A 20,925-nucleotide genomic window follows, 5' to 3' on the forward strand; every position below is an offset into this window, starting at 1 on the left:
GGACAAAGAGCTTTTTGGGGGGGAAATATGGAGGCCGTTGGGATTGTGGAGGGTGAGGTCCGCGAACTTATCAGACGCCGCGGTTTGGACCCTCTTGAACAGACCGCGGAAGTCCGGCGCTTGGTTGAGGACGCGGTCAACGACTATGACGAAAGGGCTCTCCTTGGGCCCCTTCCGCCATTGGGACATTTGGAAACCGCCCGGCGGCACGTATTTGACGCCGTAGCGGGATTCGGGCCGCTGCAGCCATTCCTGGATGATCCTGGAATTGAGGAAATTTGGATCAACGCGCCGCACGAAATTTATGTCGCGCGTAATGGCGAGTCCGAGCTAACCGGAATTACCCTGAGCGAGCAACAAATCCGCGACCTCGTGGAGCGGATGCTCAAGAGCTCGGGGCGGCGGCTGGACTTGTCTTCACCGTTCGTGGACGCGGCCCTTCCGGACGGGTCGCGCTTGCATGTTGCTATTCCAGACGTGACCAGGAAGCACTGGGCTGTCAACATCAGAAAGTTCATCGCCAGGGCTAACCGGCTTGAGCATCTCGTGGAGTTGGGAAGCCTCACACCCCAATCTGCCAGGTTCCTTGGTGCAGCCGTTGCAAGCGGACTCAACATCCTCGTTTCCGGTGCCACCCAGGCAGGGAAGACCACTATGTTGAACTGCCTTGCAGCAAGCATTGGCTCACGTGAGCGCGTAATAACCGTGGAAGAGATCTTTGAATTGCAGCTCCCTCTGCGTGACGTCGTGGGTCTCCAATGCAGGCAACCGAACCTGGAAGGTCATGGAGAAATTCCGTTGCGAAGGCTCGTTAAGGAAGCCCTGCGCATGAGACCTGACCGCCTGGTGGTCGGTGAAGTCCGCGAAGCCGAAAGCCTGGACATGCTGATCGCGTTGAATTCCGGGCTTCCTGGCATGTGCACGGTCCATGCAAATTCGGCCCATGACGCCGTCACCAAGATTTGCACCCTGCCTTTGCTGGCGGGGGCGAATATTTCCAGTGCATTCGTCTTGCCCACAGTTGCCTCGTGCATTGACTTAGTGGTGCATTGTGCCCGGCAGGCCAATGGGCGGAGGCAGGTAACCGAAATCCTGTCCTTGGGACGCCGCGTGGAAAACGGGGTCATCGAATCCTCGGTGGTGTTCCGCATGCTAGAGGGGCAGTTGCAGCCCAAAGCCAACTCCATACCCGCGGTCGAAAAGTTTGCCGTGGCTGGTTTTGATGTCGCCGCGCTGCTGGAGCTGAACTGATGGCCCCGCTACTGGGGATCCTTTGTGGCAGTGGCGCATTACTTATTTGGTGGTCCACCTGGGACCATCCACCTGACCTCCGGGTCAGCGAACCCCGGCCACGGCCCCTGGAACTTCTCTTGCTCACGGCAGGCATAGAAAGGGTCACCAGTGCGGGCCTCCTTCTCAGTTGCGCTGGATGTGGAGTCGTTGCAATGCTCCTGTTCTTCGTTGTGACCGCGTCATTGCCCGTCTGCCTTTGCTTCGGAGTCTTCGGCGCTTGGATCCCTTTCGGCCTCGTGCGTCGGCGGGCGCGGAAACGGCGTGCCACTCTGCGCCAACTGTGGCCGGATGTTGTTGACCATCTGAGATCCGCCATTCGCGCCGGCCTGGCTTTGCCAGAGGCATTGATCCAACTTGGGCATAACGGGCCGGACGAACTGCGGAGCCTCTTCCTTGATTTTGGTGCCGATTACCGATCGGGCGGTCAGTTCGATGCGGCTGTCAACAAACTGAAGGACCGCTTGGCAGATCCCGTGGCCGACAGGATTATCGAGGCACTCCGCATGACCCGGGAAGTGGGTGGCTCCGACCTCGGGCGCATGTTGGGCACGTTGGCCGGGTTTCTTCGGGAAAGCGCCCGGACGCGCAGCGAACTCGAGGCCAGGCAATCCTGGACCGTAAACGGTGCACGGCTGGCAGTCGCGGCACCCTGGATAGTCCTGGTGGTCATGGCCGGTCGGCCTGAAGCCATGCTTGCCTACAACTCCGGAATTGGTGCCGCGGTGCTCCTCGGCGGACTTGTTGTCTCCGTTTTGTGTTACGCAGTCATGCTGCGGATTGGGGCATTACCCGAGGATGAGCGGGTCCTCCGATGAGCACCTCGACGGCGACCGCCACGCTCCTTGGTTTATTCTTGGGCGGAGGGACATGGTTGATCCTGGTGCGGCTTCCCTTCATGCGTGGCCGGACCTTCGCGGAGCGGATTGACCCACAGCTTAAGTCGCAGAATCTCGAGTCGCGCCTCCTCCGGGCGCCTACGCATAATCTCACACCCTTTGGACCACTGGAACGCATTCTCCGCCCCGTTATGCAGGATGGAATTCTCTACTTGTCCCGTTTTAACGGTGGCGGCCCAGCCTTGCGCAAGAGACTCGCTCGAGCCGGCTCCGCGAAAAGCGTGGTGGATTTCCGCGCCGAGCAACTGGTGTGGGCCGCAGGCGGCTTCCTGCTTGCTGTGATCGGCGTGGGGCTGGGTGCTGCCTCCGGACGATTCAGCCCGCTTCCGTCACTGGTGGCGGTCATCGGGGGTGCCTTTTGTGGTTACGTGCTCCGCGATTTCCTGCTTGGCCAAAAGACTAAGCGCCGGGAATCGGTGATTCTTGCGGAGTTTCCCAGCCTTGCCGAACTTATGGCGCTTGCTGTCGCCGCCGGAGAGAGCGCCGTGGGTGCGATGGACCGAATCTCCCGTACCTCCAATGGCGAGCTCGCCAAGGAATTCAGCGCCGTCCTGGCGGACACGAGATCAGGAAAGTCGCTGATCCAGGCACTCCAAGCTTTCTCTACCCGAACGCAACTGCCGCCCCTGGTCCGATTCGTCGACGGATTAGTGGTGGCTGTGGAGCGGGGCACTCCATTGGCCGATGTACTTCGCGCACAAGCTGCCGACGTCCGCGACGCTGCGAAGCGGGAACTGATGGAATCAGCCGGTCGAAAAGAAATCGGAATGATGGTGCCCCTTGTATTCGGCGTCCTTCCGCTAACGGTCATTTTCGCAGCGTTTCCGGCGCTCGCCGCTTTGCAGTTGAGCCTTTGACAGGACCGAGCCGGGATCTTGACCAATTACCTTTATCCGCCGGTCGCACATTACCAGCACAAACACACACATTGGGGAAAATAATGAAGAAGAAGTATGGACACTCGTTTTCTGCAAATACAATGACTTTGCCGTTTTTCTCATGGGCCTTCGCTGTGATCGCGCGAAATGTGGCATCACCCTTGGAACACCGTGAGCGCGGTGACGTCCCGGGATGGGTGATGATCACCCTAATGTCCGCCATATTGGTCGCAGGGCTCCTCGCGATTGCATCGCCAGCACTGGCGGACCTCTTCACGCAGGCTATGGCCAAGGTGGGTAGTTAGGAAATGGGGCAGGTGTGGTCCCGCAGCCAAAAGCGCCCATTCTGCCTGCCCTGTGGATTTGAAAGTCCAAGTGCACTTAAAATTCGCTGCGCAGATAAAAATCCGTGTGCAGTTAATAGTGGGGAACGAGGTTCCGCGGTTATCGATTTCGTGATGATTGGTGCCCTCCTGACGTTGCTGTTCATGTCAATCGTCCAGCTCACGCTTGTCCTTCATGTCCGAAACACACTTGTTGATGCCGCCGCGTCCGGAGCGCGATATGGAACCCTTGCCGATCGAACGGTTATGGATGCGGAGGCCAGGACGTCCGAGCTGATCGAAACGGCGCTCAATGGAGATTTCGCGGCAGATGTGACCACCGCTGAAAGGACTCTGGATGGAATTCGGGCGTTGGAAGTGACCGTGAGGGCGCCTATGCCAGTTGTGGGGCTTATCGGCCCCGGTGGACTCATGGAGGTTACCGGACATGCTGCCCTTCCAAAGTAATGTCCTGACCCCGGTGCCGTGCCCAGGTTCGATAATGAATCGCCTTGGGCATTGGCTGAACAGGGCTTGGCAATTGGCGTTCGGCCCATATCAAGACACATCCAGTATGGGTACCGACGTCAAAAGGCAGCGCGGCAGTGCCATCGTGGAGTTTACGTTCCTGGCACTGTTGCTCATGGTCCCGGTGGTCTATTTCCTGGTAACCGTAGGCCAAATCCAAGGCGGATCCTTTGCAGTGGTGGGTGCGGCGGATCAGGCGGCCAAGGTCTTTGTCTCCCAGAGTGAACCTGTCCTCGCGAGGACCAGCGCAGAACAGAGCGTCCTCTTGGCGCTGAGGGATTACGGCTACCCGGCGCAAGCAGCCACGATGGAGATCACGTGCGACCGGGCAGACTGCCTTTCAGCAGGCGCAGCAGTGACAGTTTGGGTTCGATTGGCTGTCCCTTTGCCGATGGTTCCGTTTGGCGACTCGCTACATTTGAATGCTGCTGTGCTCAATGCCTCTGCCACGCAAGTCGTGGGGCGCTTTAAGTGAATCGTCAACGTGAGGAGGAGGCGCAAAAGTGGCGATGGGACGGATAGGGAGCAAAGCCGAAGAGGGACAAATGAGCGTGCTGATCGTAGGCTTCGTGCTTCTGGCACTCCTGTTGGCTGCGGTGGTAATGGCTACTTCCGCGATTTACTTGGAACACAAGAAACTTCTGTCCTTGGCTGATGGCGCCGCACTTGCCGCTGCAGATTCGTACGTGGTGGGTGACATCGAGGGAAGCAGTGTGCCCTCGGCGTCGCTGGTGGACGAGCGGGTGCTGGGCGCGGTTGATCTGTATCTGGGAAACAGCGAAGCCTTCTCCATGCACGATCACTTGGAAGTTTCTTCCGGGACGGGTAGTTCTCCCGGCGGTACAGCGGTGGTGGTCTTAAGTGCCATCGCCCATCCGCCCTTGGTCACCTTCCTGCTGCCTGAAGGAATCGCCGTTGAAGCAAGATCCACTGCCAGGTCTCGGCTCACCCAATAGGGGCACAACGTAATAACGCAATGATAGGGACGCAATGACGGCGCCCAGTCGGGGGAGTCCGGCTGATAGCGTACGCTGGAAAGACCATGGCTGAGATTGATTTTCCCGCAGAAATCCGCGCGCTTCGCGCCACTTACAGTTCCATCGAGAACGTCACCGATATTGATGCCTTGAAGGCAGAAATCGCCGAATTGAGTGAGCAGGCTGGCGCGCCGGACCTTTGGGATGACCCCGCATCGGCGCAAGTTGTCACTTCGCGTTTGTCCCACCGGCAAGCTGAAGTGGAGCGGTTGTCCAAGCTTGCCTCCCGGATAGACGACCTCGAAGTGCTGGTGGAGCTCGGCCAGGATGAGGGCGACGAAGCCTCGATGGCCGAGGCCGCGAAAGAACTTGCTTCTATTCGCAAAGCCCTCGCCGAGCTCGAAATCGTCACCCTGTTGTCCGGCGAGTACGACGAACGGGAAGCCGTAGTGACCATCAGGGCAGGAGCAGGTGGTGTTGACGCTGCCGACTTCGCCGAGATGCTGATGCGTATGTACCTGCGGTGGGCGGAGCGTCATGGTTACCCCACTACCGTCATGGACACGTCCTATGCTGAAGAAGCAGGCCTGAAGTCCGCGACGTTCGAGGTCAAGGCGCCGTACGCTTTCGGCACCCTGAGTGTCGAGGCGGGCACACACCGCCTGGTCCGTATCAGTCCCTTTGACAACCAGGGCCGACGGCAGACGTCGTTCGCCGCCGTTGAGGTCATCCCGCTGATTGAACAGACCGACTCCATCGAGATTCCGGACAACGAAATCCGCGTTGATGTCTTCCGGTCCTCTGGACCAGGTGGCCAATCCGTCAACACCACGGACTCCGCCGTGCGCTTGACACACATTCCCACGGGGATCGTCGTTTCAATGCAGAACGAAAAGTCGCAGCTTCAAAACAGGGCAGCGGCCCTGCGTGTGCTCCAGTCGCGGTTGCTGCTTGTTAAGAAGGAACAGCAGGACGCTGAAAAGAAAGCCTTGGCAGGTGATGTCAAGGCGTCCTGGGGTGATCAGATGCGCTCCTATGTGCTCAATCCTTACCAGATGGTCAAGGACCTCCGCACGGAACACGAAGTAGGCAACACTTCGGCTGTTCTGGACGGCGACATCGATGACTTCATCGACGCCGGTATCCGCTGGCGCACCGGCAACCGCAACGCTGCCAACTAGGGTCTCAGTCCGCGTACCGGAGGCGTCCGATTCCACGACACGCCCCCCAAACCCCCGGAATCCCGGCTGCTGCGTGCGTATAGTCGAGTGGCCGGTGCTCTCACTTCCCCCATCGAAAGCCCGCGCTCCGGCTGTTGGACTGGGCGAGTACGTCATGTCCGGCGGGGTTCTAAAGGGCCATGATCAGATTTGAGAATGTCACCAAGGTCTACGAGCAGAATGCCCGACCGGCGCTCGATTCTGTCAGCCTTGAGATCAACCGCGGTGAATTCACCTTCCTGGTGGGCGCCTCAGGCTCAGGAAAATCCACCTTCCTGAGATTGATCCTGAAGGAAGACAAAGCATCCTCAGGTTCGGTTTACGTTGCCGGCCAGAACGTGGCCAACATTTCGAGCTGGCGAGTGCCCAAGCTTCGCAGGGGTATCGGTGTGGTCTTCCAGGATTTCCGTCTCCTCCCGCAGAAGAATGTCTTCGCGAACGTAGCCTTTGCCATGCAGGTCATCGGCAAGAGCCGCTCCATCATCCGGGAGACGGTCCCTGAGGTATTGAAGACCGTTGGCCTTGAGGGTAAGGAAAAGCGGATGCCTCACGAACTTTCAGGCGGCGAGCAGCAGCGTGTGGCGATTGCCCGCGCCGTCGTCAATCGCCCAGGCATTCTCCTTGCGGACGAACCCACAGGGAACCTTGACCCCATTACGTCCATGGGAATCATGGGAGTTTTGGACAAGATTAACCAGAACGGCACCACTGTGGTCATGGCTACCCACGACGACGACATCGTTAACGAAATGCGCCGCCGCGTGGTGGAGCTCAAGAATGGCAAGGTCATCCGTGACGAAGCGAAGGCACTGTACACGTCCATGATTCCGGTTGTGGGTGAATCGCGGCGGCTGAAGGACGCCAGTGGCGAGGAACTCAACCGCGCGCAGGGGGCACAGCTGTGAGGCTCCTTTTCATCCTCGGGGAAATCGGCAGCGGCCTGCGCCGCAACCTGTCAATGGTGATCTCAGTGGTCTTGGTGACCTTTGTATCCCTGACGTTCGTTGGCGCAGCTGGAATGCTGCAGATGCAGATCAACCAGATGAAGGGCTACTGGTACGACAAAGTCCAGGTTGCGGTCTTCCTCTGTAACGACGGCTCGACGGCGGTTGGTTGCGCCTCGGGGCCAGCCACCAAGGAACAGCAGGCCAATCTGCAGGCAATGTTGGAGTCTCCCGCCGTCAAGCAGTACATCAACGACTTCCAATTCGAATCCCAAGCCGAGGCCTACAAGCACTTCAAAGAGCAGTTCTCGAATTCGCCGATTGTTGATTCCGTGTCCGAGGACCAGTTGCCGGCGTCGTTCCGTATCAACATGAAGAACCCCGAGAAGTACCAGATCATCAGCGAAACATTTTCCTCGCAACCGGGCGTTGAGACGGTGAGTGACCAGCGTCAGGTATTGGAGCGGATCTTCTCCTGGATGAACGGCGCTTCTGTGGCCGCGATGGGTGTGGCCGCGGTGATGATCTTCTGTGCGGTGCTGCTGATAACCACCACGATCCGGCTATCGGCGTTCAGCCGGCGTCGGGAAACGGGGATCATGCGCTTGGTGGGCGCCTCCAAGACAGTCATCCAGTTGCCGTTCATCCTGGAGGGCGTGATCGCCGCTGTTGTCGGGGCGTTGTTGGCCTCCGTGACGCTGTGGCTAATGGCACACTTTTGGCTCAACGGTGATCTGTCCAGGCAATTCCTTAACACTCCCTTCATCTCATCGACGCAGGTCCTGGTGATCGCACCGGTGCTGATTGCGCTCGGCGGTGGCTTGGCCGGGATATCCTCCTTGTTGACCCTCCGGCGTTACTTGAAGGTTTAGTGATGGATGACGGGCGGCTGCGAACGATTCTGCTGACAAGCGAAAAGGACTCATGATGACCACGTTGGACCAGAACTCCCTGCGTCGGCGGCTTGCGTCCGGCCAAGCCAGGATTCTTGGTGGCGTGCTCGCCTTGGGCCTCGCCGTCAGCCTCCTGTCCGCTGTACCTACGGCCCATGCGGACAGCCTGGACGACCAACAAGCTGCGCTCGAGGCCGAATCGGCGCGCGTTCAGGCGTCCTTGGAGTTTGTGGACTCGAAGATCGCCAAGGCCGCCGGGGACCTCGTCATCTACCAAGGACGCCTCCCGGGCGCCCAGCAGGCACTTCTCGAAGCGCAGGGCCGCGTGGCTAGTGCTGTCAAGGAGGTCGAGGCGTTGGCAGCCCGGGTGGAGCTCGCCCAGCAGAACAAAGCCAAAATTACTGAGCAGCTTGAGAGTGACAAGCAGAAGATCACCGATACAAAGAAATTGATCGGCCAGATCGCCTCCCAGGCCTATAAATCCGGGGGTGTGCCCACCAACATCGCCCTGCTCTTCGGATCCAACGAGTCCGGCAGCCTGACAGAATCCATGGACCTCGCCGATCAGGCCATGCGAAGCCAGAACGCTGCGATGACCAAGTTGACCCAGCAGAACGCCACCAACGTAAACTCGCAGGCCCGGCTGGCCGCCGTCGAGGCTGAGATCCAGGACCTGAAGGCCAAAGCCGACGCCGCGCTGGAGCGGGAGAAGGCTGCGCGCGACGAGGCCGCCAGCAAGAAAGCCGAAGTCGACAAGCTCATTGAGGACACCACCCGCCTGAATGGACAACTACAGGCCGCCAAGCCCGGCATTGAAGCCGATCTTGCCCGAGTGAAGGCCGAACAGGACTCAGTTGCGGCCGAAATCGTCGAGAGGGACCGCAAGCTTCGGGAGGCGTGGGAGGCCGAGCAGCGTCGCCTTGCCGCGGAAGCCGCTGCTGCTGCGGCTGCCGCAGCAGCAGCGCAAGGAAAGCCGGCACCGCCCGAGCAGCCGTATGTCCCGCCGGTGGGTTCGCCGTCCGCGTTTGGTTTGCGACACCCCTTCGCCAGCTACGTACCCATCACGTCAGGATTCGGTTGGCGGGCAACCCCGCCCGGAACCATCGATTTCTACGGCACGGGTGGTTACATGCACACCGGCATCGACTTCGGTGCAGCCTGCGGCACTCCTGTTTATGCTGCAGCGGCTGGTACCGTCTTCAACTCCGGCTGGAACTCGGCCGACGGCGGTGGATGGCGCGTGAAGCTGTCCCACGGTGTGGTGCAGGGCAACTCCCTGACAACCATTTACTACCACAACAGCAGCATCGTGGTTTCCAACGGCCAGCAGGTATCGCAGGGACAACTCATTGCGTACTCGGGTAGCACAGGTAACTCGACGGGGTGCCACGCACACTTCGAAACCTGGCTGAACGGGGCCGCGGTGGATCCGATGACCCTCCTCTAGTGGGCCGACCCTTTGTCAGCGACCAAGGCCTGCGGGCTCTGGCGTACACTAGTTGAAATCCGCATCTAACAAGGAGTTCTACCGTGCCCAAGGAAAGTGGCCGTAAGGTAGTGGCCACCAATCGGAAGGCCCGGCATAACTACCATGTCCTGGATACCTATGAGGCTGGCATTGCGCTGATGGGTACGGAAGTGAAATCCCTCCGTGAAGGCCACGCCTCCATGGTGGACGGCTTCTGCACCTTCTACAATGACGAACTGTGGATGGAGGGCATTCACATCCCTGAATATCACCAGGGGAGCTGGACCAACCACGCCGCGCGCCGCCGTCGTAAGCTTTTGCTTCACCGCGACGAACTGGACAAGATCTCCCAAAAGATCCGCGAATCCGGTTTCACCGTGGTGCCGTTGCAGCTTTACTTCCTGGACGGCCGGGCCAAGGTTGAAATAGCCATAGCTCGAGGTAAAAAGGACTACGACAAGCGCCAAACGCTGCGTGAGCAGCAGGATAAGCGCGAATCGTTGCGCGAACTGCGGGAGCGCAACCGGCGCTAGGTCTGAATGCAGATGCTTCCGCCCAGGGCTTGTGTCGCGGGAATGATCTTCCGGGCGAATGCGTTATGATGGATAGTCCGGTAGGGATTTGATCACTTGATGAATGCCTTGCCGGTTTGGTAACAGAATACGGGGATGATCGGTTTCGACGATGTTAGTCGCGACAGGTGAAGCGGGCCGAGGATGCAGAATTATCTCGTAAACGCTGTCTGCAAACCAATAAGTGCCGAATCTAAGCGCACTGACTTCGCTCTCGCTGCCTAAGCAGTAAGACAGTCCGTCAGCCCGGGGTTGCTATCGCCCCGGTTCCTGGCGTCATTTAGATAGCCACTGCTGTTTGCCTTCGTCATTGAGGTAAACGGGACTTTTAGATGACTGGGCCCGGATCAGCCACCTGTTTGCAGGATGGCTGGGGCCGAGAAAATCCGACGCAAACTGCGCCCGGAGAAGCCCTGACAAAACGACATCGGACGGGGGTTCAATTCCCCCCATCTCCACCGGAAAGCCCTCGGATCCTCGTGATCCGGGGGCTTTTACTATGCCTGAACCTGCCCCTGCCTGAACCTGCCGCAAATACCGTTCACCCACGGCGTAGGGGAACGAGGACTAGACGCCCTGCGCCGACCGTTGTACAGGTAGGCACTGGACTGAACTGGACAGGACGTGCACGGCACCGCGGTAGCAGGAGGCATGTGATGAGCACCGAGCCAGAGTTTGAAATACCGGATGAAGGCCGGGATTCAGAAGCGCCTGAAGAGCAGGGTGACGACGCGGCCTTGGACGCGTACTCACAGATCGTCATCCGGGTTGCGGAGTCTGTCACACCGCACGTCGCCGCTATCGAAATGACCAGTGCGCGCCGGAACGGTCAACTTCGTGTGGGCAGCGGATCGGCCGTGGTCTTCACCGGTGATGGGTACATGCTCACCAATGCCCATGTGGTGGCAGGTATCCAGTCCGGAAGAGCGGTGTTTGCGAACGGCAAGCAGACGGACGTCGAGCTCGTGGGGGCGGACCCATTGTCTGACCTCGCAGTGGTGCGTGGTCTCAAACCCACTCCGCCACCCGCCATTTTGGGTAACGCCGACTCGTTACGGGTTGGCCAGCTCGTCATCGCAGTAGGAAATCCCCTGGGCTTGGCGGGATCAGTGACTGCCGGGGTGGTCAGCGGTCTGGGACGATCCATTCCCGTCCGTGCAGGGGAGCACCGGCGTGTGATTGAGGATGTCATCCAGACTGACGCGGCCCTCAACCCGGGCAATTCCGGGGGCGCCCTTGCCGACACCCGGGGCCGCATCGTGGGCATCAACACGGCGATAGCCGGACTGGGCCTCGGACTCGCCGTACCTATTAATAGGACAACCCAGCGGATCATCGCCTCCTTGCTCAAGGATGGGAGGGTGCGACGCGCCTACTTGGGCTTGGTGAGTACGCCTATTCCACTCGATGCGAGTGCTGTGGTGCGCACGGGCCAGAAAGAGGGGCTCCGTGTGGTGGAGGTCATCGCAGGCTCACCTGCTGAATTGTCGGGGCTCCAGCCGGGGGACCTGGTGCTTCGGGCGCAGGGCAGGGCTGTATCGAGTGCAGAAAGTCTGCAGAAGCTGCTGTTTGCCGAGGCCATAGGCGAACCATTTCCGTTGACCGTGTTGCGTGACGGCAAAATGGTACAGCTGATAGCCGTTCCCTCGGAGATGAGCCAGCAGTGATGAGCCAGCAACGATGAGGCGAGCCTAGGCTTGTTCCTCGCGGACGTCGACCACGCCGACAAAGCGGCTGCCGACGCCTTCATATTCGCTGCGCACGTCACCCAGGAACAGTTCCGGCAGCTCACTGTTCTTGTGGTGGCCACAAAAGACGAACGAGAAGTCGGGCCACCACTTTTTGGGCCGCACCGCCTCTGAGTAACCGCACACCGCGCAGGTCAGGTGGACCCAAACAGGACGTTTTCCCGTGCGGTTGGCACGTGACTGGACCAGCCAGGCCGGTGGATTGTCCTGGAGGCTACGTAGTTCCGCATCTGACAGCCGTGACGGGATGCCGTGGCGCTGGGCCATTTCCATGGAGATATCAAGGGCCAATGCTGCGTCACGTCTGCTAATCACTGTTTAACGATACGGGACTTCGCCATGGACGAATGCCGCGTAGGCTGTGCACATGACGGATGCTGTGGCTTTATTGCCGAGAACGCCGCTTCAAAAGCGTGTGCTCGTCGTTGCAATTGTGGCTTCTTTTATCGCCATCCTGGATGGTTTCGTGGTGAACCTTGCGCTCCCGGCCATTGGACGTGAACTTGGCGGCGGCCTGGTCATCCAGCAATGGGTGGTGGATGCCTATCTTTTGACCCTTGGTGCCCTCATCCTGGTAGCTGGTTCATTGTCGGACCACTTTGGCCGGGCGCGGATTCTCGAGTGGGGATTGGCAGGTTTCGCGCTGACATCGGTGATGTGCGGTCTGGCTTGGAACGGGGAAGTCCTGGTGGTGTCCCGCGCACTTCAAGGTATTGCAGGCGCCCTCCTGGTGCCCAGTTCGTTGGCCATGATCATTACCTCGTTCTCCGGGCCTTCCCAGTCCAAAGCGATTGGCCAATGGTCGGGCTGGACGAGTGCCGCCGCCATCGTAGGGCCACTTATTGGTGGCGTCTCCGTGGACATGCTGTCGTGGCGGGTGATTTTCTTCATCAACGTTATTCCCGCGGTTGCGATTTGGCCTTTGCTTGCAGGCCTTCGGGCATCGGATGCGGCCCGGGACAAGAGCAAGGGAATCGACTACCTCGGCGCTGTTCTGGCAATGATCGGACTAGGTGGTCCCGTCTATGCCTTCATTGAACAGGGCCGGATGGGTTGGGCGAGCGCCCAGGTGTGGGTGCCGCTCCTAGCCGGTGTAGTGGCGATGGTGCTGTTCCTGGTCCACGAGGCAAGGACCACGGAGCCGATGTTGCCCTTGAGGCTGTTTGCCATAAGGAACTTTGGCTGGGGCAACCTTGCCACGCTCGCAATTTACGGTGGAATATCCCTCGGATTCTTCGTCCTGGGCATCTATCTTCAGCAGGTGGGAGGCATGGGGGCTACCATCGCGGGAATTGCCTTGCTTCCAGCGACTGTCATCCTGATGCTGACTGCGTCCTACTTCGGTGGGCTGGCTGGAAAATATGGTCCGCGGTGGTTTATGACCGTGGGGCCGCTGTTATGCGGTGTGGGCTTTCTGATGTCCCTCTCCATCCAGGAGCCCCTGAACTATTGGACCCAGGTGCTGCCGGGGCAGATCGTCTTTGGCGTGGGACTCACCACCCTCGTCGCGCCACTCACCGCAGCGATTCTAGGCGCGGTACCGCAGGAAGAGGCCGGAATTGGTTCGGCGGTCAACAATGCCGTGGCCCGTATTGCCGGCCTCATCTGCATTGCCTTTGCCGGCCTGATCGTTGGTCCGGTGTTTACACGGCAGGGCTTGTACAACGCCTTGGTTGTCACGGCGGCACTGTTCGTTGTCGGGGCGGTGGCGTCCGCCGTCGGGATCCGCAACCCCGTGCTCGAAGCGGCAGTTGCCGCTGAAAGCGATCCTGATACAGCGTCCGACGACGGCGGGCCGGCCGGCCAGCGCAGCTAGCCTGTGCCACGTGCCTCTGCAGCGCACAAGTCAGCGCGCGGGAAGCACGCAGCCTTCATGGACTTCGGCGCTTTGGACCCAAAGTGCCGCTGTAACCTCGTCCGCGAGATCGAATTCGCGGCGTTGGGGTCCGCTGCCAATCCGAACAACCAGGGCTCCGCCGAATGGTTTGCGCCCCACCACTTCCACGGGCGCGTCCAAGGTGATCTTTTCCGAGGCGAGATAGCGAAGAAGGTCAGGATTTTCATCGCTGATCCGGGTGATGCGGCCTGAGTGGCCTTCGTCCAACTCGATCATGCGGTAGGCGTGGGGAAGTTCCACCGATCCGTCAGCCGAGGGAATCGGGTCGCCGTGAGGATCCCGGAGGGGATGGCCAAGCTTGGCGGCCATGCGCTCAATGAAGGTATCGGACACCGCGTGTTCCAACATCTCAGCTTCATCATGGACTTCGTCCCAACTATAGCCGAGTTCGTCAACGAGGTATGTCTCAATGAGGCGGTGACGCCGAACCATTGACAGTGCCAGGCGCATGCCTTCCGGAGTCAGCCGGATGGCACTGTACGGTTGGTGGTCCACCAAGCCCTGGTCCTTGAGTTTACGGACCATTTCAGACACCGAGGAATTGGCAACGCCAAGCCGCAGGGCAAGCTGCGAGGACGTAATTGGTTTGTCCTGCCACTCCGTATAGGAGTAGATGACCTTGACGTAGTCCTCGATCGAGGAGGAGGGCGTACTGGTCTTCACACACCAAGCCTACCGTGGCGGGGCGCCGTCGATCTTGCGGGCCCGCCAGGTAGTGGTCAGATATGGCAATCCCAGGAGCTGGCCGGGGACATGGCCCAGATGATCGAAGAGGTACCACTCCAGGTTGCCCATGACCTTTAAGCGGGTGGCTTCATTTGCGCGGAGGTAGTAGCTGCGCGATTTCGTGAGCTCCAGGATGTCCTCCGGTGACACGGCGTCCTCCCAGCTGGTGAGATGGCTCGTCAAGTCCATAAACTCCGGTCCGATAACTGGCCGGAAGCCGGGCTTGTGCACATCCCCGGCGTGCATGATGCGTGACAACCGGTGAACCCAGGGCACGGAGGTGTCCAGTTGGTTCCATATCAGGCCGAGTACTCCGTGGGGCCGCAGGATCCGGTCGATTTCCGTGCTGGCTTTCAGCGGGTCACACCAATGCCATGCCTGGGCAACGCTGACGACGTCGAATGCTGAGTCCGCCAGCCCTGTTGCCTCGGCCGTTCCCTCCAACGCCTCAACGCCGGGACAGGACTTTCGAAGTTGCTCCAGCATGTCTGTGGAAGGATCGACGGCGGCCACCTGCAGGCCGCGGTCCACGAGCAGTGCCGTAAATTTTCCCGTGCCTGCACCAATATCCGCGGCGGACTTCGCTCCAGGAGGGAGAAGCCAATCCATTGAGTCTGTGGGATAGCCGGGCCGAACGCGATCGTAGTGTTCGCCGCCGTCCTGGAAGCTCTGGCCCAGCTCGCGGCGGCGCGTGGCATGCAGCTTGGGACCACCCGGCCTGCCAACGCGGCCGGAAACACTTCCGCCGGAAACAACGCCGGAAACACTGCCGGAAGGCACGGCCACGCACAGACTCCTTTACCGCGAACGCCAGTTACCCTACGAATTTACCGCACAGTACGTGCGTTTTAGTCAATCGTGCAGGGCGCAGCCCCTGCGGTGCCCGGGGTGTTTGGTGCCCATTCTGGGTAGCTGCGGTGGTCGTTGGCCGGTACCCAGCGGCCTTCGTCTACTACATAGTCCCAGCCGAGCCCGGTGCGCTTGAGTTCTTCGATACCAGCCAGGAGTCGTGTGGCATCCTCCAATCGGGAACCCACTCCGAAACTGGCTCGGAGCGAGCCCGAAGGGAGTCCGAGCCGCTTGAGCAGGGGATGGGCGCAGAAGCGGCCGTCACGAAGTCCTACACCATGTTCGGCGGCGAGGTAGGCGGCCACCAGTCCGGCGTCGAATCCTTCCACGGAGAAATTGACCACGCCGATAGTGTCTTCGGAGTCGCTGAAGATCCGGTGGACGGTCACGCCTTCGATTGCTTCAAGTCCCTGTACGAGGTAGGAGCGGATGGCAGCTTCATGGGCATGCCATGCCTCTTGGTCCAGCCCGGCCAGCACCTGCGTCGCGCGGGCCAATGTTGCCGCGCCGAGGACGTTGGGGGAGCCGCCCTCGTGGCGGGCGGGACCTGAAGCCCAGCTGACCGAGTCCAGGCGGGCTTCGCGAACGGCGCCACCACCGGCAAGGTGCGGAGTACCGGCGTCGAGCCAGTCAGGACGGCCCACAACAACACCGGCGCCGAACGGAGCGTAGAGCTTATGCCCGGAGAACACGATGTAGTCCACGTCTGCTGCGGTGATGTTGATGCGGCGGTGGGGGGCAAGCTGCGCGGCGTCCACCACAATCCGGGCGCCGTATTCGTGGGCAAGTGCTGCGAGTTCGGCGATCGGCAGGATTTCACCGGTCACATTCGAGGCCCCGGTGACCGCCAGCAACGACACGCCGCCCTGGCTGAGTTCCTCGCGAAGCTTGGCGAGGGTAGCTGTCAGTGTCGAAGCAGCTACGACACTGCGGTGAGGGACGCCCTGCCAGGGAAGGAGATTGGCATGGTGCTCGATGTCCAGGTAAAGGACCTCGCCCGTTGGCTTTCCGTCCAGTTGCGGGAGGCAGCCTGCCAACAGGTTCAGCGAGTCCGTGGTGTTCCGGGTGAAAATGACGGAATCGTCGGGACGACCGCCGACGAATTCGCGGACGATGTCGCGGGAGTTCTCGTAGACCGAGGTGCTGATCTGGGAAGCGTAGCCCGCGCCGCGGTGGACACTGGCGTAGTAGGGGAGGATCTCATTGAGATACGCAGAAACAATTGTCAGCGCTGGAGCGGATGCTCCGTAGTCGAGGTTGGCGTAGCGGACGTGGCCACCCTGGATCAGGGGAGCTTGCAGCTCTGCGCCTGTGACGGCGGCCAGGGGCCTGCCTGCAGCGGCTTCGTGCGCTGCTTCTTCGACCACAAGGGACGGCAGAACGGTGGAGTTGAACGTAGCAGTGCTCATGGGACCTCACTCAAGAGGGACCCCCTATGGGGATCCGCGCTTGCCGTATCCGTTCCGGACCGGCCAGGTCGTCACCCGGGGCACCCCACCGCGAATGGAGGGTTGCCGGCCAGCAAACCGGGGTTTAGCGCTGGCACTCGTGACCTGTAAAGAGGTTAGGGCACTCCTCTGGCCTGCTCCAAAGTCGCTTCGCTTTGTTAAGCACATTGTTACGAAGGGTCCGGAAATCGGGCTTTGGGCGAAGAAAAAACGGCGGACGCCCCGAAAAGGAGGCATCCGCCGTCGAAAATTCTATGCAAAGCCGGTTGGCTAGTTGGTGCCGCTGGGTCAGAGGAGGTCATCCAGAGCAGGGTTCAGCCGCTTGAGGACCTCTGAGTGCAGGATGGAGTTGGTGGCCAGGGCGTTGCCGCCAAAGGGGCCATCCTCGCCTTCCAACGAGGTGAAGCGGCCGCCGGCTTCCGTCACGATCGGAACCAGTGCTGCCATGTCGTAAAGGTTCAACTCTGGCTCGCAGGCGATATCCACGGCTCCCTCGGCAACCAGGCAATAGGACCAGAAATCGCCGTAGGCGCGTGTGCGCCAGATGTCTTCCGTCAACCCCAGGAACTCGTCCAGATTTCCGCGTTCCTTCCAACCGGAAAGGCTGGAATATGACATTGAAGCATCTGCCAACCGCGAAACGTTTGACACTTTGAGCCGGGTCGCTGACGCGAGGGAGCGACCCATATAGGCGCCCATGTCCTTTGCTGCCCACCAACGCTTGCCCAACGCGGGAGCACTGACAAGTCCGACCACCGGCTCACCCTCGTCCACGAGTGCGATCAGGGTAGCCCATACAGGAACTCCCCGAACGAAGTTCTTGGTGCCGTCGATGGGGTCGATGATCCAACGCCGGGAGCCGTGGCCGCTGCTGCCGAACTCCTCGCCGAGGACGGCGTCACGGGGGCGCGAGCGCGACAATTGGCCACGAATGGCTTCTTCCGCAGCTTTGTCGGCATCCGTCACTGGCGTGAGGTCAGGCTTGGTCTCGACCTGCAGATCCAAGGCCTTGAAGCGGTCCATGGTTTGGGCATCCACGGAATCCGCCAGCACGTGGGCCAGTCGGAGGTCATCGTTGTAGCTGGAAACGGGTTGGGTCATGCCACCAAACTATCGTGAAACGTTCCCTGCAGTTGGGATCGCCTTGCACCAATGCTTAGTTGACGGTACCCAGTTCTTTGGTCTCTTTCGCTTCCAAACGCGGGTCCGCGCCCAGCAGCCGCCGGAGCGAAGACAAGCGGGCCACCCCGGAAGGACCGGCGTGTCCCTCGTTCACCCACGCGTCAAGTCCGCAATTGATGGCACTGGCATCGTGCTTGCAACCGCGGTCGCAAGCTTCGGTGCCCGGTTCCAAATCGGGGAAGGAATGCAGGATGCGGTCGGGGTCCACATGCGCGAGTCCGAAGGAGCGGATACCGGGGGTATCGATGATCCAGCTACCTGGCGGTGCGTCCGCCAGCTTCAAGGCCAGCGCCGACGACGACGTGTGCCGGCCCCGCCCTGTGACGGCGTTGACACCACCCGTAGCACGCTCGGCTCCGGTCAGGGCATTAACCATGGTGGACTTGCCGACGCCCGAATGGCCCAGCATGACAGTCACTTTTCCATCAAGGTGGGCCCGCAATTCGGCAACGGCGCGGCTGTCCAGCCGCGCGGACAGTCCGTCGTCCGAGCGGGCATCGATACCGGACGCTTCATCGTCTGCGGTACGGCTGATGATGATGGGAAAGTCGAGGCTGAGATAGTTCGACAACAGTTCCGCAGGATCCTTGACATCTGCTTTGGTGACGAGCAGCAGCGGCTCGATCCCGGCGTCGTAGGCTGCAACCAGGGCGCGGTCAATAAAGCCGGTTCGGGGCTCCGGATTGGCCGCCGCGACCACCACCACAAGTTGGTCTGCGTTGGCTACCACCACTCTTTCGATGGGGTCGGTATCATCAGCGCTGCGCCGCAGGAGCGTCTTCCGCTCCTCTATTCGGACGAGCCGCGCAAGGGTATCCGGTTCTCCGGATACGTCGCCCACCAAGGCGACGAAATCGCCGGGGACAACGGGGTTTCGTCGCAGTTCACGCGCGCGTGCAGCGATGATGATGCGTTCATCCGCCGAGTCTTCACCGACGATGGCGGTGTAGCGCCCGCGGTCTACCGTGATAATCCGGCCAATGACCGCGTCATCATGACTGGGACGGTCCTTGGTGCGGGGCCTTGATCCTTTTTTATTCGGACGGATCCGGACATCGGATTCGTCCCAGGAGCTTGCGTCGCGACCCATGCTCAGTTGCTGGCCTCACTGGTGACGGTCAAGTCATCGCCTGTGCCGTGCTGCAGCATGGCCTCCCACATCTGCGGAAATTCGGGCATCGTCTTGGACGTGGTAGCGATATCCTCCACCTGAACGCCCTCAACGGCGAGCCCCAAAATAGCGCCCGCCGTAGCCATGCGGTGATCAGCGTAGCTGTGGACGACGCCTGCGTGCAGAGTGGCCGGACGGATAATGAGGCCGTCGGCTGTTTCTTCTGCGTCGCCGCCAAGCCGATTGATTTCAGCGGCCAGCGCGGCGAGCCTATCCGTTTCATGGCCACGAAGGTGCGCGATCCCGGTTAGACGTGAAGGACCTGTAGCCAAGGCGCACAGCGCAGCGACGGTGGGCGCGAGTTCACTGGTCTCGTCGAAGTCGGCGCCCTTTATTTCAGGCCCGCCCTTCACGGTGAGCGTGCCGTTTTCGAGTGTCACGGTGGCTCCCATTTCAACCAGGATGCTACGCCAGAGGTCACCCACCTGGGTTGTTTGGGTGGGCCAGTTGGGGATCCTGACGGTGCCATGGGTCGCGAGGGCTGCGGCAAGGAACGGGCCGGCGTTGGAAAGGTCCTGTTCGATCCGCTGGTCGAAGGCGTGAATGGGGCCGGGCGCGACTCGCCAGTGGTTGGGGACTGAATCGTCCACCTTGACGCCGACTCCACGAAGGACGGCAACGGTCATATTGATGTGGTCCAGGCTGGGGACCGGCTTGCCTACGTGTTCCAGGTGAAGGCCTTCGGCGAAGCGGGCGCCTACCAGCAGCAAGGCCGAGACGAACTGGGAGGAGGCGCTGGCATCGATTACCAGGTGGCCGCCCCGAACCTCGCCAGTGCCATCCACCGAGAAGGGAAGGGCCGACGGCGTCCTGCCGCCTTCCGTGGCGACAGGAACTCCCAGGGCGAGGAGTGCCTCGATGATGGTCCCCATAGGCCGCTTACGGGCGTGGGGGTCGCCGTCGAACGTAGTTGGACCATTGCGTAGCGCAGCTAAAGGTGGAACGAAGCGCATGACTGTCCCGGCAAGGCCGCAATCGATGGCAGTCTCCGCCCCCGACGCTGAAGGATCCATGGGCGTGATCTCAAGGTCCGGCCCATAATCACCATCGCCGGGTACCTCGGTAACGGTGGCACCCAACTGCCTGAGCGCCTGAATCATCAGGACGGAATCACGGGAGTGAAGGGGTGCTCGCAGCCGGGACGGGCCGTCGGCCAATGCGGCAAGGACCAGGAAACGATTGGTGAGCGATTTTGAGCCCGGTACCGTCACTGTGGCATCCACTGGCCCGGTGGCGTAGGGAGCCGCCCAAAGGGGCAGGGTGTCGACGGAGTGTGTTGAGCCCGTGTTTGCTGCGGTGGTACCTGTCATGCTTCCTTATGCTCCAACTGCGTTGTCTACGGCCTTGCGTACTGCTTTGTCTGCCCGCTTGAGCTGCTTGCCGGTGGCCTTCTTGGCATCGGCGGCCAGGTGTTCAGCCCGCCATGCAAGGCTGGGGCGGCCTTCTGTGTCTACGGAGGCCAGCAAAACGCCGCCGGTCAGGGAAATGTTCTTCAGGAGTTGGGCCCGGCGGGCGTTCCGGCCTTCCTTCGTGCTGATGTCTGCTGAGCGCCACTCCACATAGGAGTTCAGTGCGGACGTCAACGCCAGGACCGTTGCCGCGAAGCGGGAGAGTTTGCCAAGGCCAAGCAACGCGCCGGCGCCCAGCTGCGCGCCACCGATTACCCGGGCCAGGACTTTCTCATCAGTCGGGAAGGGCAGTGACTCGGAGGCGCGGCGWAGGACCGGGGACAATTGCCTGGCAGTGTCGTCCGCGTTCTTGAGCTTGTCCAGACCTGCGATGACGAAGCTGGACGCGAGCATCGGTCGCGCGAGAAAACGGATAACAGACATGTCTTGCCTCCTGGATGGCTTGTCATGTTGATTCATGACGTTATTCACTAAGTGCTGTGTTCAAGGGGTGCAGTCTGCTC

22 protein-coding genes, 1 other RNA gene and 1 riboswitch are annotated in these 20,925 nt (G+C 60.6%); of the genes, 15 read left to right on the top strand and 8 right to left on the bottom strand.

Annotation, left to right across the window (positions count from 1 at the left end; translation table 11 throughout):
* Window positions 1–27 precede the first annotated feature (27 nt).
* The 14 genes from AC1DCM_RS11415 (at window position 28) to AC1DCM_RS11480 (ending at window position 11,659) form a co-directional block, all read left to right on the top strand.
* Entirely contained in the window at window positions 28–1,251 is a 1,224-nt protein-coding gene (locus AC1DCM_RS11415; protein WP_442003799.1) for a TadA family conjugal transfer-associated ATPase, read from the top strand.
* On the top strand, window positions 1,251–2,108 hold the full coding sequence (locus AC1DCM_RS11420) for a type II secretion system F family protein (protein ID WP_477518302.1): 858 nt from the start codon (window positions 1,251–1,253) through the stop codon (window positions 2,106–2,108). Before AC1DCM_RS11415 ends, AC1DCM_RS11420 begins: the two co-directional genes overlap by 1 nt.
* Window positions 2,105–3,046, top strand: coding sequence for a type II secretion system F family protein (locus AC1DCM_RS11425; RefSeq protein ID WP_477518303.1), 942 nt, complete (start codon window positions 2,105–2,107; stop codon window positions 3,044–3,046). The genes AC1DCM_RS11420 and AC1DCM_RS11425 overlap by 4 nt, the downstream gene beginning before the upstream one ends.
* A gap of 122 nt (window positions 3,047–3,168) precedes the next feature.
* Entirely contained in the window at window positions 3,169–3,372 is a 204-nt protein-coding gene (locus AC1DCM_RS11430) for a hypothetical protein (protein ID WP_442003802.1), read from the top strand.
* A 153-nt stretch (window positions 3,373–3,525) separates the two neighbouring features.
* Complete coding sequence (locus tag AC1DCM_RS11435) at window positions 3,526–3,858, top strand: TadE/TadG family type IV pilus assembly protein (RefSeq protein ID WP_477518304.1); 333 nt, start codon at window positions 3,526–3,528, stop codon at window positions 3,856–3,858.
* 106 nt (window positions 3,859–3,964) lie between these two features.
* Window positions 3,965–4,393, top strand: a complete 429-nt coding sequence (locus AC1DCM_RS11440; protein ID WP_477518305.1) for a hypothetical protein — start codon at window positions 3,965–3,967, stop codon at window positions 4,391–4,393.
* Between the two features lie 70 nt (window positions 4,394–4,463).
* Window positions 4,464–4,874 (top strand): pilus assembly protein TadG-related protein, encoded by a 411-nt coding sequence (locus AC1DCM_RS11445; protein ID WP_442003804.1) that lies wholly within the window; start codon window positions 4,464–4,466, stop codon window positions 4,872–4,874.
* Window positions 4,875–4,960: 86 nt separating this feature from the next.
* The gene (prfB, locus tag AC1DCM_RS11450) at window positions 4,961–6,076 is read left to right on the top strand and encodes a peptide chain release factor 2 (RefSeq protein WP_442018836.1); all 1,116 of its coding nucleotides are present in this window, start codon (window positions 4,961–4,963) and stop codon (window positions 6,074–6,076) included.
* 179 nt (window positions 6,077–6,255) lie between these two features.
* Window positions 6,256–7,020 (top strand): cell division ATP-binding protein FtsE, encoded by a 765-nt coding sequence (gene ftsE, locus AC1DCM_RS11455; RefSeq protein WP_216924001.1) that lies wholly within the window; start codon window positions 6,256–6,258, stop codon window positions 7,018–7,020.
* Window positions 7,017–7,931, top strand: a complete 915-nt coding sequence (gene ftsX / locus AC1DCM_RS11460; RefSeq protein WP_442018837.1) for a permease-like cell division protein FtsX — start codon at window positions 7,017–7,019, stop codon at window positions 7,929–7,931. The genes ftsE and ftsX overlap by 4 nt, the downstream gene beginning before the upstream one ends.
* 55 nt (window positions 7,932–7,986) lie before the next feature.
* Window positions 7,987–9,399, top strand: coding sequence for a peptidoglycan DD-metalloendopeptidase family protein (locus tag AC1DCM_RS11465; RefSeq protein ID WP_442003980.1), 1,413 nt, complete (start codon window positions 7,987–7,989; stop codon window positions 9,397–9,399).
* 83 nt (window positions 9,400–9,482) lie between these two features.
* Entirely contained in the window at window positions 9,483–9,953 is a 471-nt protein-coding gene (gene smpB, locus AC1DCM_RS11470) for an SsrA-binding protein SmpB (protein WP_017198498.1), read from the top strand.
* A gap of 131 nt (window positions 9,954–10,084) precedes the next feature.
* Window positions 10,085–10,453, top strand: a transfer-messenger RNA (tmRNA) gene (gene ssrA, locus AC1DCM_RS11475).
* 192 nt (window positions 10,454–10,645) lie between these two features.
* The gene (locus AC1DCM_RS11480) at window positions 10,646–11,659 is read left to right on the top strand and encodes a S1C family serine protease (RefSeq protein WP_477518306.1); all 1,014 of its coding nucleotides are present in this window, start codon (window positions 10,646–10,648) and stop codon (window positions 11,657–11,659) included.
* A 24-nt stretch (window positions 11,660–11,683) separates the two neighbouring features.
* Here AC1DCM_RS11480 and AC1DCM_RS11485 read toward each other — a convergent pair whose 3' ends face one another.
* Window positions 11,684–12,013, bottom strand: coding sequence for a hypothetical protein (locus AC1DCM_RS11485; RefSeq protein WP_442018839.1), 330 nt, complete (start codon window positions 12,011–12,013; stop codon window positions 11,684–11,686).
* 88 nt (window positions 12,014–12,101) lie between these two features.
* On the opposite strand from AC1DCM_RS11485, the gene AC1DCM_RS11490 reads away from it, so the two are divergent.
* The gene (locus AC1DCM_RS11490) at window positions 12,102–13,556 is read left to right on the top strand and encodes an MFS transporter (protein WP_477518307.1); all 1,455 of its coding nucleotides are present in this window, start codon (window positions 12,102–12,104) and stop codon (window positions 13,554–13,556) included.
* Between the two features lie 30 nt (window positions 13,557–13,586).
* Here the strand turns inward: AC1DCM_RS11490 and AC1DCM_RS11495 are convergent, their stop codons facing one another.
* From AC1DCM_RS11495 to AC1DCM_RS11525, 7 genes are all read right to left on the bottom strand, one after another.
* Window positions 13,587–14,300 (bottom strand): metal-dependent transcriptional regulator, encoded by a 714-nt coding sequence (locus AC1DCM_RS11495; protein WP_477518308.1) that lies wholly within the window; start codon window positions 14,298–14,300, stop codon window positions 13,587–13,589.
* Between the two features lie 9 nt (window positions 14,301–14,309).
* On the bottom strand, window positions 14,310–15,065 hold the full coding sequence (locus tag AC1DCM_RS11500) for a class I SAM-dependent methyltransferase (protein WP_477518364.1): 756 nt from the start codon (window positions 15,063–15,065) through the stop codon (window positions 14,310–14,312).
* A gap of 146 nt (window positions 15,066–15,211) precedes the next feature.
* A complete protein-coding gene (locus AC1DCM_RS11505; protein ID WP_477518309.1) occupies window positions 15,212–16,621 on the bottom strand; it encodes an aminotransferase class V-fold PLP-dependent enzyme in 1,410 nt (469 codons plus the stop codon).
* Between the two features lie 31 nt (window positions 16,622–16,652).
* Window positions 16,653–16,766, bottom strand: a riboswitch (SAM riboswitch).
* Between the two features lie 182 nt (window positions 16,767–16,948).
* Window positions 16,949–17,761, bottom strand: coding sequence for a histidinol-phosphatase (hisN, locus tag AC1DCM_RS11510; RefSeq protein WP_477518310.1), 813 nt, complete (start codon window positions 17,759–17,761; stop codon window positions 16,949–16,951).
* Between the two features lie 55 nt (window positions 17,762–17,816).
* The gene (gene rsgA, locus AC1DCM_RS11515; RefSeq protein WP_442003812.1) at window positions 17,817–18,932 is read right to left on the bottom strand and encodes a ribosome small subunit-dependent GTPase A; all 1,116 of its coding nucleotides are present in this window, start codon (window positions 18,930–18,932) and stop codon (window positions 17,817–17,819) included.
* A 2-nt stretch (window positions 18,933–18,934) separates the two neighbouring features.
* Window positions 18,935–20,323: a 3-phosphoshikimate 1-carboxyvinyltransferase gene (aroA, locus tag AC1DCM_RS11520; protein WP_477518311.1), complete on the bottom strand. Its 1,389-nt coding sequence runs from the start codon at window positions 20,321–20,323 to the stop codon at window positions 18,935–18,937.
* A 6-nt stretch (window positions 20,324–20,329) separates the two neighbouring features.
* Window positions 20,330–20,845 carry a DoxX family membrane protein gene (locus tag AC1DCM_RS11525; RefSeq protein ID WP_477515050.1) on the bottom strand — a complete coding sequence of 172 codons (516 nt, stop codon included), beginning with the start codon at window positions 20,843–20,845 and terminating at the stop codon, window positions 20,330–20,332.
* Between the last annotated feature and the right edge of the window lie 80 nt (window positions 20,846–20,925).

This window comes from Paenarthrobacter sp. 10N417, from assembly GCF_056394745.1.